The sequence below is a fragment of the Pseudomonas sp. B19125 genome, from assembly GCF_044218855.1.
Taxonomy (GTDB): Bacteria; Pseudomonadota; Gammaproteobacteria; order Pseudomonadales; family Pseudomonadaceae; genus Aquipseudomonas; species Aquipseudomonas edaphica.
Genome location: NZ_CP162589.1, coordinates 1,928,434 through 1,945,885, shown reverse-complemented (window position 1 = coordinate 1,945,885; position 17,452 = coordinate 1,928,434). Strand labels below are relative to the sequence as shown.

12 protein-coding genes and 1 riboswitch are annotated in these 17,452 nt (G+C 60.6%); of the genes, 2 read left to right on the top strand and 10 right to left on the bottom strand.

The annotated features are described in order from the left end of the window. Window positions 1–71: 71 nt before the first annotated feature. The gene (gene ltaE, locus AB4P96_RS08920) at window positions 72–1,076 is read right to left on the bottom strand and encodes a low-specificity L-threonine aldolase (protein ID WP_138450940.1); all 1,005 of its coding nucleotides are present in this window, start codon (window positions 1,074–1,076) and stop codon (window positions 72–74) included. Between the two features lie 182 nt (window positions 1,077–1,258). Beyond that, a riboswitch (FMN riboswitch) is annotated at window positions 1,259–1,428 on the top strand. Window positions 1,429–1,542: 114 nt separating this feature from the next. Between ltaE and AB4P96_RS08915 the strand changes: the two genes are divergently transcribed. Further along, window positions 1,543–2,052: a 6,7-dimethyl-8-ribityllumazine synthase gene (locus AB4P96_RS08915; RefSeq protein ID WP_003233516.1), complete on the top strand. Its 510-nt coding sequence runs from the start codon at window positions 1,543–1,545 to the stop codon at window positions 2,050–2,052. Window positions 2,053–2,218: 166 nt separating this feature from the next. Here AB4P96_RS08915 and astE read toward each other — a convergent pair whose 3' ends face one another. The 7 genes from astE to AB4P96_RS08880 form a co-directional block, all read right to left on the bottom strand. Next, a complete protein-coding gene (gene astE, locus AB4P96_RS08910; protein ID WP_177034901.1) occupies window positions 2,219–3,223 on the bottom strand; it encodes a succinylglutamate desuccinylase in 1,005 nt (334 codons plus the stop codon). An 11-nt stretch (window positions 3,224–3,234) separates the two neighbouring features. Then, window positions 3,235–3,525: a hypothetical protein gene (locus AB4P96_RS08905; protein WP_003214319.1), complete on the bottom strand. Its 291-nt coding sequence runs from the start codon at window positions 3,523–3,525 to the stop codon at window positions 3,235–3,237. A gap of 37 nt (window positions 3,526–3,562) precedes the next feature. After that, on the bottom strand, window positions 3,563–4,909 hold the full coding sequence (gene astB, locus AB4P96_RS08900; protein WP_017138421.1) for an N-succinylarginine dihydrolase: 1,347 nt from the start codon (window positions 4,907–4,909) through the stop codon (window positions 3,563–3,565). A gap of 169 nt (window positions 4,910–5,078) precedes the next feature. Then, window positions 5,079–6,548: a succinylglutamate-semialdehyde dehydrogenase gene (gene astD, locus AB4P96_RS08895; protein WP_169985270.1), complete on the bottom strand. Its 1,470-nt coding sequence runs from the start codon at window positions 6,546–6,548 to the stop codon at window positions 5,079–5,081. Then, a complete protein-coding gene (astA, locus tag AB4P96_RS08890; RefSeq protein WP_017138423.1) occupies window positions 6,545–7,570 on the bottom strand; it encodes an arginine N-succinyltransferase in 1,026 nt (341 codons plus the stop codon). Before astA ends, astD begins: the two co-directional genes overlap by 4 nt. Before the next feature lie 49 nt (window positions 7,571–7,619). After that, complete coding sequence (gene aruF / locus AB4P96_RS08885; protein ID WP_017138424.1) at window positions 7,620–8,639, bottom strand: arginine/ornithine succinyltransferase subunit alpha; 1,020 nt, start codon at window positions 8,637–8,639, stop codon at window positions 7,620–7,622. Window positions 8,640–8,885: 246 nt separating this feature from the next. After that, window positions 8,886–10,106, bottom strand: a complete 1,221-nt coding sequence (locus tag AB4P96_RS08880; protein ID WP_236446677.1) for an aspartate aminotransferase family protein — start codon at window positions 10,104–10,106, stop codon at window positions 8,886–8,888. Between the two features lie 299 nt (window positions 10,107–10,405). Between AB4P96_RS08880 and AB4P96_RS08875 the strand changes: the two genes are divergently transcribed. After that, the gene (locus AB4P96_RS08875) at window positions 10,406–15,442 is read left to right on the top strand and encodes a dermonecrotic toxin domain-containing protein (protein WP_395600683.1); all 5,037 of its coding nucleotides are present in this window, start codon (window positions 10,406–10,408) and stop codon (window positions 15,440–15,442) included. Window positions 15,443–15,449: 7 nt separating this feature from the next. Here AB4P96_RS08875 and AB4P96_RS08870 read toward each other — a convergent pair whose 3' ends face one another. Both AB4P96_RS08870 and AB4P96_RS08865 read right to left on the bottom strand, forming a co-directional pair. Then, window positions 15,450–16,430: a GlxA family transcriptional regulator gene (locus tag AB4P96_RS08870; protein ID WP_017138427.1), complete on the bottom strand. Its 981-nt coding sequence runs from the start codon at window positions 16,428–16,430 to the stop codon at window positions 15,450–15,452. A gap of 245 nt (window positions 16,431–16,675) precedes the next feature. Further along, window positions 16,676–17,440 carry an ABC transporter ATP-binding protein gene (locus AB4P96_RS08865; protein ID WP_003214336.1) on the bottom strand — a complete coding sequence of 255 codons (765 nt, stop codon included), beginning with the start codon at window positions 17,438–17,440 and terminating at the stop codon, window positions 16,676–16,678. Window positions 17,441–17,452: the final 12 nt, after the last annotated feature.

Below are 17,452 nucleotides of genomic sequence, written 5' to 3'. Positions count from 1 at the left end.
TTATATCGGCCCTTTGCCGGTGGTACAGCGTGTTTATGCGATAGAAACAGTCAATTAGACGGTCTGCACGATCATTTTCGGGAAAACTCGACAAATGTCTGCACCACCTGCTCCATCTGCACTCGGCTGACATCCAGGTGAGTGACCATGCGCAGACGCGGCGCGGCGCTCAACTTGATCCCGCGTTCGGCGGCAAAGGCCTTCAGCGCCTGGGCCTGATCGCCAATCTGCACGTACACCATGTTGGTTTGCACCGGCTCCACTTCAAAGCCTGCGTCGCGCAGTGCATCGCCCAGCCATTGGGCGTTGGCGTGGTCATCCGCCAAGCGCTGCACCTGATGATCCAGGGCATACAAGCCCGCCGCCGCCAGCGAGCCGGCCTGGCGCATGCCGCCACCGACCATCTTGCGCAGGCGCCGCGCCTTGGCGATCAGCGCGGTGGAGCCGCACAGCACCGAGCCGATCGGCGCGCCGAGGCCTTTGGACAGGCACACCGACACCGAGTCGAAATGCTGGGCAATCTCCCGCGCATCCACACCGAGCTTCACCGCCGCGTTGTAGAGTCGCGCGCCGTCCAAGTGCAAGGCCAGGCCATGTTCACGGGTAAACGCCCGCGCTTTCGCCAGGTACGCCAGCGGCAGCACTTTGCCCTGCATGGTGTTTTCCAACGCCAACAGGCGGGTGCGGGCGAAGTGGAAATCATCGGGCTTGATCGCCGCCAGTACGTGGTCCAGGTCCAGCGAACCGTCGGCTTGCACCTCCAGCGGCTGCGGCTGGATCGAGCCGAGCACCGCCGCGCCACCGCCTTCGTATTTGTAGGTGTGGGCCTGCTGGCCGACGATGTATTCCTCGCCACGCTCACAGTGGGCCATCAAGGCAAGCAGGTTGCTCATGGTGCCCGTCGGCACAAACAACGCAGCGGCAAAGCCCAGGCGCTTGGCCAGTTCGGCTTCCAGATGGTTGACGCTCGGGTCTTCGCCGTAGACGTCATCACCGCTGACGGCAGTGGCCATCGCGTTGAGCATGCCGGCGGTGGGTTGGGTCACGGTGTCGCTGCGCAGGTCTATGACGGTCATCCGGGGGCCTCTGAATAGGGTTGTCGTATTGACGATTACTGCGGGCAAAGCCACGCAATATCAAGCCCCACGTGCATTCAATCGAATACCAACCAAACAAACCGATATAGGTTATCGATACGGCGATCGTGCAGTTTCTGAAAAAGCATGTTAAAAACTCTCCGCCGCCAGGGTTCTGGCGGCAACGTTCTCAGGGCGGGGTGTAATTCCCCACCGGCGGTAATTGCACGCAATGTGCATAGCCCGCGAGCGCTTGGCGCCTCGAACTGCTCACGCAGGACGGCGACAAGGTCAGCAGACCCGGTGTGATCCCGGGGCCGACGGTCATAGTCCGGATGAAGAGAGAACGGGATTGGCACCCAAGGGCCGCGCGCTGAACTCATGCCTGCATGATGCCGCTGTTCGTACCCTTGAAATCCCATTCGATTCATAACGCCCTGTTTTTTTCTTAAACAGGAGTCAGAACATGCAACCCACCGCAATCGACAGCAAAAGCAAAAACCACCACGGCGAGCGCGTCGCATTTATCCAGGCCTGCTGGCACAAGGATATTGTCGACCAATCGCGCAAAGGCTTCCTCGCCGAAATGATCGCCCAGGGCTACCAGGAATCGGACATCGATTTCTTCGAAGTCGGCGGCGCCTTCGAAATGCCCCTGCACGCCAAGCTGCTGGCCAAGACCGGCCGTTACGCCGGCATCGTCGCCGCGGCATTGGTGGTGGACGGTGGCATCTACCGCCACGAATTCGTCGCCCAATCGGTGGTCAGTGGCCTGATGCAGGTGCAGCTGGAAACCGAAGTGCCAGTGTTCTCCGTATCCCTGACCCCGCATCACTTCCACGCGGGCAGCGAGCACCACACCTTCTTCTACGAGCACTTCGTACACAAGGGCCAGGAAGCCGCGCGCACGTGCGCCGACACGCTGCACAAGGTGCGTGCGATCCGTCGCAGCGAGCCGCGTGCTGTAGCGGTCTAAGCAACACCAAAAAACCCGGCCTCAGAGCCGGGTTTTTTGTGGGCGCTTGCTTGTGTGGGAGCTGGCTTGCCTGCGATAGCGGCAGGTCAGTCAACATCACTGTTGCCTGTGCCGCCGCCATCGCAGGCGAGCCAGCTCCCACATTTGATCGCGGCTGTCTTGGGACCTATATCAGGCCAGCATCCGTGGTCGGCACGATCAATATCCCCGCCCGCAAACCATTCTTGACCTTCGGGTTCGGGAAGATGATGCGCGCGCCCTCCTCCTCGATCACCCAGCGGGTCTTGGCCACGTCTTCGGCCAACAGGTAGCCCTTGGCCAATGGCGAAAAGTTTTCTACATCCGCCGGCAGGTGCAGCAGGAAGGCATCACTGTGCTTGATCACTTCGCGAGAGACGGCAAACAATTGCAGGCCATCGAGGCTCTCGGTTTCGGGCTCATCACCTTCGATGATCTGCTTCAACCGTGTCTCCAGGCGTGACACATCCACGCCCTGGTTCTGCCCGAACGGTCGGGCCTTGCCCAATTCCAGGGTGAAGGCTTCGGCGTCGAGTTGCTCGTAGGTGAACGCGGTGAACGTGATCGAGGTTTTGTTCTGCAACAACACCGCCTGCATACCGGCAGCGTTCAGGCGCGCCAGCTCATGGCGCGAATGCTGGCGCCCGTTCTTGAACGGGTACAGCGCGAACTGCTCGATCTTCGAGCCGCGAATGGCCGTGTGCAGGTCGTAATGCAGGCGCGAACGGCCCGGCAGGCTGAAGAAGCTGCGAGCCAGTTGCTCAAGCTCGGCGGCGCGCATGGCCTCCGGGCCGATGTTTTGTTCGTGACGGCCGTTGAACAGCCGGTTGACGTCCAGCTCAAGGTAACGCTCGCCGCGGCGCATGGCCTCGGGGTTGCCGAACAGGAACAGAATACGATTGCGGGGTTTGATCTCCCCACGGGCAATGCCATGCAACAGGCGGTCGAGCAATTCGATCGGCGCGGTTTCGTTGCCATGGATGCCGGACGACAACAGCAGGTCGCCGCCGTTGTCCAAGGCCTGCGGAGGGCGCACTTCAAGCGCGCCTTCGCTGAGCCAGCGCATCTGCACGCCGTCGACAGTCAGTTGAATTTTTTGCGCCGGTTCGCGACCGGCGAGGGTCAGTTCAAGCAGTTTGCCGAGGGCGAGCATAAGCAGCTTCCTTAGTGGTTGCAGCCAGGACCGTGAACGTGATCGTCGTCATCACCTTCAACGTCGGCCGGTTCCATTTCCAATTGCAGGCTCATCAGGTTGGTGGCCAGTGGGCGCATCAGCAGGTTGGCGTATTCAGCGTCACCTTCTTCCACGTCCACGCCGATCAGCAGTTGGCCACGGCCGTCGTGCTGGATCCAGATTTCCTTGCCCTGCCACACCACGGCGACGCGGGTGCAGGAGGTTTCCAGCTGGGTGCCGTCGGTGTCTTCAAGGATCAGTTTGAGGGTGTCGGTGGTCATAAATTGTTCTCAGCATAGGGTGTAAAAAGAGGCAGATTTAATTGATCTGGAAAGGATAAACCGAGCCCAGTTTAAGGATTTGCGTCAGTTCATCCAGTGCCGTCCGGCACTCAAGCAGCAATTGCGGGTCAGCCAGGTCGCTTTCACGCAGGCTGTCGCGGTAGTGCTTGTCGACCCATTGGGTCAGCGTTTCGTACAACGGCGCGGTCATGATAACGCCTGGGTTCACCGCCGCCAGTTCCGATTCATTCAAGGCCACGCGCAAGCGCAGGCACGCCGGGCCACCGCCGTTCTGCATGCTTTGCTTGAGGTCGAAGACCTTGACTTCGCGGATCAGCCCACCGGAGGCCGTCAGGCCTTGCAGGTACTGCCAGACGCGCTCGTTGGCGCGGCATTCTTCCGGCACGATCAGCAGCATCGAGCCGTCGGCGCGGGTCAGCAACTGGCTGTTGAACAGGTAGGAACGCACCGCGTCCTCGACGCTGACCTCGGCGCGTGGCACACACACCGACTGGAAGTTGCCACCCAGCTTGCCCAACTTGCCTTGCAGTTCGGCGAGCATCTGCTCGGTATTGAGGAACGCGTCCTCGTGGTAGAACAACACCTCGCCGTTGCCCACCGCGATCACGTCATTGTGGAACACACCGGCATCGATTACCGCCGGGTTCTGCTGGCCGTACACCACGCCGTCATCTTTCAAGCCGTGCAGGCGTGCAACTGCCTGGGAGGCTTCGAGGGTCTGGCGCGCCGGGTATTTTTGCGGCGCCGGGTAACGGGTGTCGAACGCACTGCGCCCGAACACGAAAAACTCAACCCCGGCCTCGCCGTAGTCACGGCAAAAACGCGTGTGGTTGGCGGCGCCCTCATCGCCGAACTGCGCCACCGCCGGCAACGCGGCGTGATGGGCGAAGTGCTTCTGGTCGGCAAACATCGCCCCCAGCACACGGCTGGTGGTCGGGTGCTCGATGCTGCGGTGGTATTTGCAGTTGAGGTTGGCGGCGGTGAAGTGCACGCGGCCATCCGCCGTATCGGCGCTCGGGCTGACCGTGGCGGCGTTGGCCACCCACATGCTCGACGCCGAGCAGCTGGCCACCAGCAATGGCATCGCCTGCTTGGCGGCCTGCTGGATCACTTGGGCGTCAGTGCCGCTGAAACCGAGGCTGCGCAAGGCGGCCACATCCGGGCGCTCTTGCGGCGCCAGCACGCCTTGCACAAAGCCCATGTCCATCAGGGCTTTCATTTTCTGCAGGCCCTGCAACGCCGCAACCTTGGGGTTCGAAGACTGCTGGCTGTTGCTCTGGGACGCGACGTTGCCATAGGACAAACCGCCGTAGTTATGGGTCGGCCCCACTAGACCGTCAAAATTGACTTCACAGGATTTCATCGGCGAGGCTCCACGAACATCTGTTTTTATAGGCATCAAGTTACTTGAACACACCACTGACCTTGTGTGGGAGCTGGCTTGCCTGCGATGGCATCACCTCGGTTTTACTGAAAAACCGAGGCGCCTGCATCGCAGGCAAGCCAGCTCCCACACAAGCCCGCACCCACATTTAGATCAGCGTTACCCCTGGCGTCAGTGTCGCTGGCAATACCAAACTCGGGGTTTCCAGCGACGCCACCGGGTACGCGCAATAATCCGCCGCGTAATACGCACTGGCGCGGTGGTTGCCCGAGGCGCCCACACCACCGAACGGCGCAGTACTGGCAGCGCCGGTCAGCTGTTTGTTCCAGTTGACGATACCGGCGCGGCTTTCCAGCCAGAACTGCTGGTAGCGCGCTTCGGAATCCGACAACAGACCCGCAGCCAGACCATATTGAGTGTTGTTGGCCTCGGCAATCGCCCCGGCAAAATCAGCGTAGCGGATCACTTGCAGCAATGGGCCGAACAGCTCTTCATCCTCACGCTCGGTCACGCCGGTTACATCAATGATGCCTGGGGTCAGCAAGGCGGCCTGAGCCTGCGGCTGAGTCATTTCCAACAGCGCCACCGCGCCATTGGCCAGCATCCACTCCTGGGCATCCATCAAGGCTTTGGCCGCGCCGAGGGAAATCACCGACCCCATGAACGGTGCCGGCTGCTGGTCGAATGCACCGACTTCAATCGTCGCACTGACCGCCACCAGACGCGCCAGCAAGGCATCGCCCCAGGCGCCTTCGGGCACCAGCAAACGCCGGGCGCACGTGCAGCGCTGGCCAGCCGAAATGAATGCCGACTGAATAATGGTGTAGACCGCCGCATCCACATCGGCCACTTCATCGACCACCAATGGGTTGTTGCCACCCATTTCCAGGGCCAGGATCTTGTCCGGGCGCCCGGAGAACTGCTGGTGCAGATGGTTGCCGGTGCGGCTGGAGCCAGTGAAGAACAACCCGTCAATGCCAGGGTTGGCCGCCAGGGCGATACCGGTTTCCCGCGCACCTTGCAGCAGGTTCAACACGCCCGCCGGCAAACCGGCTTCAACCCAGCATTGCACGGTCAGCTCGGCGACTTTGGGGGTCAGTTCGCTCGGTTTGAACAACACCGTGTTACCCGCCAGCAATGCCGGGACGATATGCCCGTTCGGCAAATGGCCCGGGAAGTTGTACGGGCCGAACACCGCCACCACACCGTGGGGCTTGTGGCGCAATACGGCCGTGGCGTCGCCCAACGGGCCGCTCTTTTCGCCGGTACGTTCGCGGTAGCTTTGCACCGAGATGGCAATCTTGTTGGCCATGCTGGTGACTTCGGTGGCCGATTCCCACAGCGGCTTGCCGGTTTCCTCGCCGATGCAACGGGCGATTTCATCGGCGCGCGTTTTCAGCGCAGCGGCAAAGGTTTCCAGCACGCTGATGCGTTCTTCCAGCGGGCGGCGGGCCCAGCCTGGAAATGCCTGACGCGCCGCCTGCACGGCCGACTCGACCTGCTCGGCAGTGGCGCCATTACCAGTCCACAGCACCTGCTGGGTCACCGGGTTGCGCGACTCAAACAGCTCACCCTGGCCGGCCAGCCAGCTACCTGCGATATACAGCGAATTCATTATTTCGACTCCCGAGCAGCAGACAGCGCAACAGCGCGCACTTGATCACCCACCACCAGTTGCAGGCGTTTGGCGGTTTGCGGATCGACCACCAACGTGCCTGCCGCCAGCCGGGCCGGAGCGGCAGTAATGCGGCACTCCTCGCGCTTGCGGTTATGGATCAGGAACGGCGTAGCGTCGTCCCCCGGCGTGCCGATGGCCAACACCAGCGACTGGCTGTCGCGCACCGCACGGATTTTGCTGGTTTCACATTCCACCGCCGGGCCGGCGTCGAAGATATCGACATAACCCTGGTAGCTGAAGCCCTCACTCTTGAGCATGCTCAATGCAGGCTCGGTGTCCGGGTGGACCTTGCCGATCACATTACGCGCGTCTTCAGACAAGAAGCAGCTGTACAGCGGAAACTTCGGCATCAGCTCGGCGATAAACGCCTTGTTGCCCACGCCGGTGAGGTAATCGGCCTGGCTGAACTCCATCTTGAAGAAGTGCCGGCCCAGGCTTTCCCAGAACGGTGAGCGCCCGGCGTCGTTGGACACGCCACGCATCTCGGCAATGATCTTGTTGCCGAACAGCTGCGGGAACTCGGCGATAAACAGCAGGCGCGCCTTGGCCAGCATGCGGCCGTTGAGGCCGGTGCGGTAATCGGCGTGCAGGAACAACGAGCACAACTCGGAATTGCCGGTAAGGTCGTTAGCCAGGAACAGCGTCGGAATCTCGCGGTAAATGTTCAGCTCCTGGGAAGCGCTGACCGTGAGGCCGACCCGGAAGTTGTACCAAGGCTCACGCAGGCCGACGGCACCGGCAATGGCAGAAATGCCCACCACACGGCCTTCGTCGTTTTCCAGCACGAACAGGTAGTCGGCATCACCCCGCCCGGCTTCACCGCGAAAGGTTTTTTCCGCCCAGCCAACTCGATGGGTCAGGCGCTCCTCGTTGGCCGGCAAGGTGGTGAGGCCGGTGCCGGTGCTGCGCGCCAGATCAATCAGGGCCGGTAAATCGCTGCTGCGTACGGGACGAACGATCATGCTATCTCCTCAGACGGGCCGCTTTGCAGCCACCCGCGAAACTCTCTTTTTAAACCGCTACCAGACGCACACTTGCGCCTTCGCCAACGCCCAGGGCTTCAGCCGCTTCCAGGTCCAGGGTCACCGGCTTGCCGGGCGCGTAGTCCAGTTCCAGCATCACCGCGCGGTAATCCTGCAACTGCGCGTTGCTCACCAGGTACTGGCGGCCGACACCTTTGACCATCTCGCCGATTTTTACCGGCACCACGCGGCTCTGGGCGATCGAGCGAATGCCCGAAACCCGTGCGTGCAACGTTGGGCCGCCGTCGAAGATGTCGATGTAGTGGTCGGTCTCAAAACCTTCGCGCATGAGGATGTCGAAGGTGATTTGCGCACGCGGGTGCACCTGGCCCATGGCTTCCTGGGCTTCGTCCGGCAACAGCGGCACGTAGATCGGGTAATGCGGCATCAGCTCGGCGAGGAAGGTGCGGCTTTTAAGCCCGCACAGGCGCTCGGCGGCGGCATAGTTGAGGTCGAAGAAGTTGCGACCGATGGCGTCCCAGAACGGCGAATCACCGTTCTCGTCGCTGTAGCCGACAATCTCGGTCACCACCGAGTCGGCAAAGCGCTCGGGGTGGCTGGCGACGAACAGCAAGCGGCCACGGGAATTGAGTTCCGACCACGGCGAACCAACCAGCGCAGGCTGCACGTAGAAACTGGTGAGCAGGCTGTTGCCGGTGAGGTCGTGGCACTGGGAAAGCACGTGGATCTTGTTGTGGATCTTCAGCTCGCGGGAAGCGTGCACGAAGGTCTCGTTACGAAAGCTGTAGAACGGTTCGGAGTAACCGGCCGACGCGACGATGGCCGAGCAGCCGGCGAGCTTGCCGGTCTCAGTGTCTTCGAGCACGAAGAAATAGCTTTCTTCACCGTTGAAACTCACCTCGGCCGCGAAAGACGCTTCGCTGGCAGCGATTTTATCGCTCAGGCGTTCCACATCGTCCGGCAAGGAGGTGACACCAATCGGGCTGTCCGCAGCCAGACGCTGTACCTCGCCCAGATCAGCCATTTGCGCGGGGCGCATCACCAGCATGGTGTCACTCCTTAACTCGAAAAACTCATAGGGGGAAAAATGCCGGACAGGTTTTCAATCAGAGAGGGCTTGTGTGGCGAGGGAGCTTGCTCCCGCTGGGCTGCGTAGCGGCCCCAAGATTTTGGGAGCGCTTCGCACTCCAGCGGGAGCAAGCTCCCTCGCCACACAAGCGGCTCCCACATTTGATCCGGTCCGGCCTTTAGAATTTTTGTTCGACGCCCGGATCACCAGGCGCCAAGCGGTCCATCAAGCTTGCGTCAACGTCTTCACAGCACGTTCGAAGCGGTCCAGGCCTTCGTTGATATCCGCGTCTTCCACCACCAGGCTTGGGGCGAAACGCACCACGTCCGGGCCGGCTTGCAGGATCATCAGGTTTTCTTTTTCGGCCGCGTTGAACACGTCCTTGGCACGGCCTTTGAACGCGTCGCTCAGCACGCAACCAATCAGCAGGCCCATGCCGCGCACTTCGGTGAAGATCCCGTATTGCTTGCCGATCTGCGTAAGACGCGCCTTGAACAGGTCGTGCTTGGCGTTCACACCGGCCAGTACTTCTGGGGTGTTGATCACGTCGATCACCGCCTCGGCGACCGCACAGGCCAGCGGGTTGCCGCCGTAAGTAGTGCCGTGGGTGCCGACCACCAGGTGCTTGGCCAGGTCTTCACGGGTCAGCATGGCTGCGATCGGGAAACCACCGCCCAGGCTCTTGGCGCTGGTGAGGATGTCCGGCGTCACGCCGTAATGCTGGTAGGCGAACAGGTGGCCGCTGCGGCCCATGCCGGTTTGCACTTCGTCGAACACCAGCAGCGCATTATTGGCGTCGCACAGTTCGCGGGCGCCTTGCAGGTAAGCCAGTTCGGCTGGCAATACGCCGCCTTCGCCCTGGATCGGCTCCAGCACCACGGCGCAAGTTTTATCCGACACGGCCGCTTTGAGCGCGTCCAGGTCGTTATAAGGCACGTGGGTAATGCCGGTGATTTTAGGCCCGAACCCATCGGAGTACTTGGACTGGCCACCGACGTTGACGGTGAACAGAGTACGGCCGTGGAAGCTGTTCAACGCGGCGATGATCTCGTACTTCTCGGTGCCGAAACGGTCGAACGCAACGCGACGGGCCAGCTTGAATGCGGCCTCGTTGGCCTCGGCGCCGGAGTTGCAGAAGAACACGCGTTCGGCAAAGGTGGCGTCGATCAGCTTATGGGCCAGGCGCAACGCCGGCTCATTGGTGAACACGTTGGAGACGTGCCACAGCTTGTTGGCCTGTTCGGTCAGTGCACCGACCAGCGCCGGGTGGGCATGGCCCAATACGTTAACCGCGATGCCGCCGGCAAAGTCGATCAGCTCGCGACCGGCCTGGTCCCAAACGCGCGAACCTGCGCCACGCACGGGAATGAAGGCGGCAGGTGCGTAGTTGGGCACCATCACTTGGTCGAAATCGGCACGTTGCACCGGGGCTTGCTCAACGGACATCGGAGTCTCCTGAAGAGGAACGCCTGCCTGGAACTGGCGGGCGATGCAGGGATTGTAAGGACAGTTTTCAGCGCGGCCTTGCCGCCAAGCGACAACTTCTTATAGCGCCAACCCGCGTTTTTGGCGGGTTTACGCCAATGCGACAAATAGCGTCGCAATGGCGCAGTTTAAACGTTGCATCGTTTGAGAGGCAGGGGCATCGCCCGCTGATTTCGAAGGTTGTATTAACTATCTGCCCCCTGTACGCCAATCAGACTTGCTGTGATGACGGTGACTCAACCCACTGAAGGATCAGCCACGTGCCTCCCCTGACTCAAACCACGCTCACCCAACACCTGACACTCACCGCCAGCAGGGTGCCCGCCGGGGCTCACACCCGCCTGCCGCAATGGCTGGGCAACGCCTCAAGCGCGCGGCGCGAGACTTTGAAAAACACCCGGCTTGAGTTTGCCGATTGGCAGGCCGACACCCGCCGCCAGCAACAAGCCCCCCTCCAGCAAGCCATGGCCGAGAGCTGGGCCACGCAAAACCAGCTCGACACCGCCCTGGCAGCGCTGCAAGCGCCCCAAGCGTTCGCGGCACCCTTGCTGCAACAGGGTCTTACTTCCCGCTTTGGCATTGAGCTGGATGTCACCGCCACTTACCTGCGCCTCTACGCCCCCGTGACGGTTCCGCTGTTCCCTGTGGACTTGGGAGGCGTCAAGGCCTGGACCGTGTCGCTGGTGGACGCAGCGCTGCACAATTTCGACGCCGCCGAAGGCGAAAAAGCCGCTTACACCACCGACTCCACCTTCATCACCCAACCCTCAGCCGCTGGGCAATTCGACACCCTGCCCGCTGTGACCGAAAAAATCAGCATCGCGCAATTCGTCGGACTGTGCCGCGAGCTGGACATCGGCGCGCAGTACCAACGCTACCTCAAAGGCTTTTTCGGCTTCCAGAACGCCACGCTGCAGGCATCGCTGCGCAGCAAGGTAATCGCCAATCTCAAAGCCGAGGCGCAAACCTGCGTGCACATGGCGCGCCTGAAAAAAGACGCGAGCGAATCGACGCTGCGCACACTCCAGGCGCAGCTCGACGGCCTCAGAGGCTTGACACTCCAGGGCAAGGTACTGCTCAACCACGACCTGAGCCTGATGGGCTCACCGCTGACCGGCATAGTGCTGTTCGCCGCCGACCTGGAGCAGCACCGAAGCGCAGTCCCCATAGTGGCGTACATTCCCGGCGACCCACTGGCGCCCCTCAAGTATTACCCCGACGGCACAGCATTCATGCGCGACCTGGCCGACAAGCTGCGCGACGCCGACTACCAGGCGTTTTTCAGCCGCTTCGTCAACCAAGAATACCGCGGCTACTTCTTTGCAGACCTCAACAGCCGGCTATCCAAAGTCGTCTGGCACTCGCCGCAGCCCGGCGACTCACGCCCCGCCTGGCGCGACGAACCGGTGGTCAACCCGAACCTGCAGTTCTATGCAACGAAAATCACCGGTGATCTTTACGAACACCTGTACGAGACCAAGCTCGACAAGCTGCTCAATGACGCTCGGGTAACCGCCATCTCCACCGCAGACGCCGACAGCAAGGCACGCTGGCAACGCTGGGACATTGTGCAGAAGGTCGCTAACGCCATTCTCGAAGTCGCCGCCTTCATCGTGACCCCTTTCCTTCCACCACTGGGCGCGCTGATGCTGGGCTACACCGCTTACCAACTGCTCGACGACGTATTCGAGGGCATCATCGATTGGGCTGAGGGCCTCAAGCGTGAAGCCTTCGGGCACCTGATGTCGATCCTCGAGCAAATGGTGCAACTGGGTATGTTCGCAGTCGGCGCACCGATTGCCGAAGGTTTGCTGCGACAGGCACTGCCCAACGAACTGTGGCGCTTTTTTGAGCGGCTCACCCCGGTCACAACTGACGGCAAGACCCGCCTGTGGAAGCCCGACCTGGCGCCCTACACCCATGACATTCAACTACCGCCCGAGTCACGCCCCAATCACGAAGGGCTATATGCCCATGCGGATAAACAGATCCTGACACTCAATGGACAACACTTCTCCATCAAGAAGAAATTGGGTAACACTTTCCTTGCCCACTCTACCCGCGCGCACGCTTACCGCCCGCAAATCATCAGCAACGGCAAGGGCGCCTGGCTGACAGCAACAGATCGCCCGCTGACCTGGGATCGCAGCACCTTGCTGCGTCGACTCGGCCCACCGGCTGACACACTCAGTGAGACGCGCCTGGAATGGGCGCATCGCATCAGCGGCGCCGACGATGCCGCCCTGCGCAAGCTGCATATGGACCGCCAACCACCGCCTCCACTATTGGCCGACACCCTCAAGCGCGTCGCCATTGATCAGCAACTGCAAGACTTTATCGACCAGATGAACAGTGACGACCCTGCGCAGTATCAAAAAGCCGACCCGCAAACCCAGCTTTGGCTGTTGAGTCAGACCGGCCTGTGGCCCGAGTCCAAGACCTTGCGCTTTCTCAACGCGAAAGGTGAGACCGTCTGGGAGCATAAAGGCCAGGAAAACTCGGCGGTGGCTCAGATACATGAAGCCCAGATGAAAAATGGTGATTTTCTCAAAACGCTGCTGGAAACCCTGGACGAATCAGAACGCAAAATCCTGCTTGAGGAAGAATTCGGCACCCCCGCCACCCAACTGCACGTGCGCGCGGCCAAACTGCGTAAACAGCTGGCACGCCAAGCCCAGGCCAAGCGCGCTTCATTGTTTGACTCCCGCTACCGAGGGCTGGAAACCACCGATGACCCGCGCCTGCAAAAAATCATCGACAGTGCGCCCGGCCTGCCCACCAGTGCGGCGCACGAGGTGCTGTTCGGCGCCAGCGGCCAAGACCTGCTGGCCATGGATCACGGTAGTCTGCCACCCCATCTGGTGGAGCGCGCACGCTGGGCTGCGCATCAGGTCAGGATCAGTCGAGCGTATGAAGGGTTGTACATGGATGCCCTGGAAAGCAACGACACAGAACAACTCGCGCTGCATTCCCTGGAAAAGCTGCCGGGGTGGTCGCCGCAGGTACGCCTTGAAGTGCGCGACTTCAGCCGCACCGGTACGGTACGGGACACCATCGGCCTGCTGCAGGCACCGATCCAACGCACCTTGGTGCGCGCCATTGATGGCGATTACGTTCCCGAAGACGGCAAGGGCACCCTGTTCGGCGAAACCGACCTCTATACCGCCGTGCTCCAGGCACTGCCCGACGCGCAACGCGACGCGCTGGGTATCCACATTGGCCAAGGCCCACTGCTGAAACAGACCTTGCGCCAGTACGCGCTGGCCCGTGAGCCGCTGGGGGAGCTGCTGGCAACTGCGCCGGTGCGCAAGCCCTTTTACGACCCTAAGCTGATGCGCTTGCCCGGCGGCATGGAGGGTTACGACGCGAGTGCCCCTGGCAACACAAATAACCTTGAGGCGCTGTTAGTACACGAACTGTATCCCCGCCTCGCCCCAGCAGAAGTGGACTATGTACTGAACGCCATGCGAAGCCACCCTGGCTCGCCCTTACAGACGCTTCATTATTTGAAGGCTGAATTTTCACGACTGGAAACCGACCTGGCGACCTGGCGCTCCAACCTCTCTCAAACCTTCCTCAACACCGAAGTACCGCTTTTCTCCTCAACCGTTGCCGAAGAGAAACTTAATCGCTGGATCTGGACCCACCAATTGCTCCGTGCCTGGCGGCACGAGACCCCGGAGGACAGCGAGTTTTCTCTTGGCCGCCAATTGCACCTCGACGCCCCCTTGCAAAGCGAACTGCCCACCATCAGTGCCAACTTCGACCACATCTGCAACCTGAGATTGAAGGGTTATCCCACCACCCAAGGCGTACCCGCCTTTTTGGCCCACTTCCCCAACCTGCGCACGCTGGATATCAGCGACATAGCACTCAACATACTGCCTCCCGAAGTCATGGCGCGCACCCAGCTCAATCGGCTGACGCTGAGCAATTGCAACCTTAACCTGACCACACAAAGCCGTGCACAGCTTGCCACTTTGAGCCAATTGAGAAGCCTGGACCTTTCCCGCAACTACCAGCTGTCACTTTCTCCCAACCTTGGGCAAATGCCTGAGTTGCAGACGCTGAACCTTAGCCAGACGCATATTTCGCTATTCCCCGAACACCTGATCAATCGCCCTCAGCTCACGAGCGCCGACCTCAGCGGCAACTACCTGAGCAGGCTACCCGACGCGCTGTTCAGCCTGCCCGCCGAACGGGCTAGAGCGTTTGATTTGTCGGGCAACCCCCTTTCACGCGCCACCCTGGAAAAGATCAAACGTTACTGCCAGAGAACCGGCGAACACTTCGGCGCAGACGCCAACCCATTCGAGCGTCGCTTGGTTCATGAGCTTTACCCCACCTTCACTGACGACGAGGCGAATAACTTTATCTTCAGGTTGCCCGGTGAGCTGAATGACTCAATGCCCGCACTCCTGCGCTTGAAAACCGACTACGAGCGACTGCAAACAGACTTGCAGGAGTGGGCATTGGATATACCTGAACGGTACCCGTTCATAGACACGCCCATGGACGAAGGCGTACGAGCGCAACAGCAACTGCTTCGCCACCAGCTCAAGGCCTTGCTGGAGGAAAGCTGGCGACGGGAGACCGGTCTGGATTCAAGCCAGGAGCCGCCGACCACCGATCATGAAATGGCGCTGAAACTGCCTTTACTCGGCGATTTACCGGTGCTGAATATGGACTTTAAACATGTGTCGAAACTGGAGTTGAGCGCAGAGCAAGCCACCTCAATTCCCGAAGGCTTTCTTGTGCGTTTTCCCAACCTGGAAACCCTGCATATTCATCGTTATGCCCTGCCGGACATTCCCGCCGATGTGTTCAAGCTGACCAAGCTCAAGACACTGATCCTGTCCCATAGCCGTATGCGGTTGACCGCAACCAGCGCCGACGCCTTGAGCGACCTGCAAAACCTTGAGTACCTGGACCTCAGTGGTAACCCCCTGGGAATCACGCCCGACGTCAGCAAGATGTCCGGGTTATCCACCCTGATCATCGAAAATGCCGGCCTGACCGAGGTACCCAACGGGACGTTCAACCTGCCATCCCTCGATCAACTGGACCTGAGAAACAACCGGATAACCGAACTTCCCACTGACCTGCTTGAGGTGGCGCCGGACAGGGCCGATGGTTTCGTTCTTGGCGGCAACACGCTCTCGCCTGAAACGATCACCCTGCTGGTGCCGTATTACAATCGCACCGGAGTGGACTTTGGCATCCCGGAGGTCAGGCAGCGCGCGCAACTAAGCCCAACGTCGTCAACCGACGTATCAGAAGAAGAAACCGAACAATAAAGGCCACTCAACCGCGCTCGGACGGCACCGACGACAATTCAAACGGGCTGCTGCTACGCCGCTGGTTACGGTCTTCACGCGGGGTGGCGCCAAAGAAGTTGCGGTAAGCGCTGGAGAAGTGCGGCCCCGAGGAGAAGCCGCACGACAGGCCGATCTGGATGATCGACTTGCTGGTTTGCATCAGCATCTGGCGGGCCTTGTTCAGGCGCAGTTCCAGGTAATACTGGCTGGGAACGCGGTTGAGGTATTGCTTGAAGATCCGCTCGAGTTGTCGTCGTGACACGCACACATGCTGGGCGATTTCGTCGGTGGTCAGCGGCTCTTCGATATTGGCTTCCATCAGCAGCACGGCCTGGGTCAGCTTCGGATGGCTGGAACCCAGGCGGTTTTGCAGTGGGATGCGCTGGCGCTCGCCGCCTTCGCGAATGCGCTCCACCACCAGTTCTTCGGAGACCGCACCGGCCAGTTCGGCGCCGTGATCACGGGCCAACACCGCCAGCAACAGGTCGAGTACCGACATGCCGCCGCAGGCGGTCAGGCGGTCGCGGTCCCAGTCAAACAGATGGCTGGTGGCGATCACCTTGGGGAAGCGCTCGGCGAAGTCGTCCTGCCAGCGCCAGTGCACGGCGGCGCGGTAGCCGTCGAGCAGACCCAACTGAGCCAAGGGATACACACCGGCCGACAACCCGCCGATCACGCACCCGGCGCGCACCAACTGCTTGAGTGCAGTACTGAGTTGGGACGCAATGACGGTAGGTGGTTCGTCCGCCAGCAGGAACAGCTTCTGAAAGCCTTCAAGCTTGCCGGCCCACGGTTCGCCCGGTAATTGCCAGGCACCTTCGGTGCGCGGCTCGGCCTGCAAGAACGACAGTTCGTACACCACGTCCGGATGCACCCGTTGAGCAACGCGCAAAGCCTCCTCAGCCAGCGCAAGCGTGAGTGCTTTTGTGCTGGGCCAAATCAGGAAACCAATTTTATGGGCGGTCATTTAGGGGCTATCCGAAGCGAGTAACAGTAATGAAGACAAGGGCCAATGCTAGCCGGTAAACGAACACAAATCTCAAAACATATGGAGATCCAATGTGGGAGCTGGCTTGCCTGCGATGGCGGTGGGTCAGTTGCCACACTGGTTACTGATATATCGCTATCGCAGGCAAGCCAGCTCCCACAGGGAACGAGGCGACCTCAAGGCTGCGAAATATGCACTATTTGAGTGCACAAAAGCAGTCTTGATTATTTCAAGCTACCGGAAAGAAACTGCTGCAACCGCTCGGACTGCGGGTTCACCAGTACTTCACGCGGGTTGCCACGTTCTTCGACGATGCCTTTGTGCAAAAACACCAACTGGTTCGAGACTTCACGGGCAAAGCCCATTTCGTGGGTCACCACCACCATGGTGCGGCCTTCCTGGGCCAGGTCCTGCATCACCTTGAGCACTTCGCCGACCAGTTCCGGGTCGAGGGCCGAGGTCGGTTCGTCGAACAGCATCACCTCCGGCTCCATCGCCAGGGCACGGGCAATCGCCACGCGCTGCTGCTCGCCGCCGGACATGTGGCCGGGGAACGCATCCTTACGATGGCCCACACCAACTTTGGCCAGGTAGTGCTCGGCCTTTTCACGCGCGTCTTTTTTCGACATGCCCAGCACGTGCACCGGCGCTTCCATCACGTTTTCAAGCGCAGTCATGTGCGACCACAGGTTGAAATGCTGGAACACCATGGACAGGCGCGAACGCATGCGCTGCAGCTGTTTCGGGTCGGCGGCCTTCATGGCGCCGTCCTTGTTGGCCACCAGTTTCAGCTCTTCGTTATTGAGCAGAATCTTGCCGGCGTGGGGTTGCTCCAGCAGGTTGATGCAGCGCAAAAAGGTACTTTTGCCCGAACCACTGGAACCGATGATGCTGATCACATCACCGGCCGCGGCGGCCAGGGACACGCCTTTGAGCACTTCATGACTGCCATAGCGTTTATGCAGGTCTTGGACTTCAAGTTTGTACATGCGGTCGGTTCT

Bases quoted from the DNA above. Each gene is read 5' to 3' on its own strand.
- ltaE (WP_138450940.1), bottom strand. From the start codon at position 1,076: ATGACCGTCATAGACCTGCGCAGCGACACCGTGACCCAACCCACCGCC.
- AB4P96_RS08915 (WP_003233516.1), top strand. From the start codon at position 1,543: ATGCAACCCACCGCAATCGACAGCAAAAGCAAAAACCACCACGGCGAG.
- astE (WP_177034901.1), bottom strand. From the start codon at position 3,223: ATGCTCGCCCTCGGCAAACTGCTTGAACTGACCCTCGCCGGTCGCGAA.
- AB4P96_RS08905 (WP_003214319.1), bottom strand. From the start codon at position 3,525: ATGACCACCGACACCCTCAAACTGATCCTTGAAGACACCGACGGCACC.
- astB (WP_017138421.1), bottom strand. From the start codon at position 4,909: ATGAAATCCTGTGAAGTCAATTTTGACGGTCTAGTGGGGCCGACCCAT.
- astA (WP_017138423.1), bottom strand. From the start codon at position 7,570: ATGATCGTTCGTCCCGTACGCAGCAGCGATTTACCGGCCCTGATTGAT.
- aruF (WP_017138424.1), bottom strand. From the start codon at position 8,639: ATGCTGGTGATGCGCCCCGCGCAAATGGCTGATCTGGGCGAGGTACAG.
- AB4P96_RS08880 (WP_236446677.1), bottom strand. From the start codon at position 10,106: ATGTCCGTTGAGCAAGCCCCGGTGCAACGTGCCGATTTCGACCAAGTG.
- AB4P96_RS08870 (WP_017138427.1), bottom strand. From the start codon at position 16,430: ATGACCGCCCATAAAATTGGTTTCCTGATTTGGCCCAGCACAAAAGCA.
- AB4P96_RS08865 (WP_003214336.1), bottom strand. From the start codon at position 17,440: ATGTACAAACTTGAAGTCCAAGACCTGCATAAACGCTATGGCAGTCAT.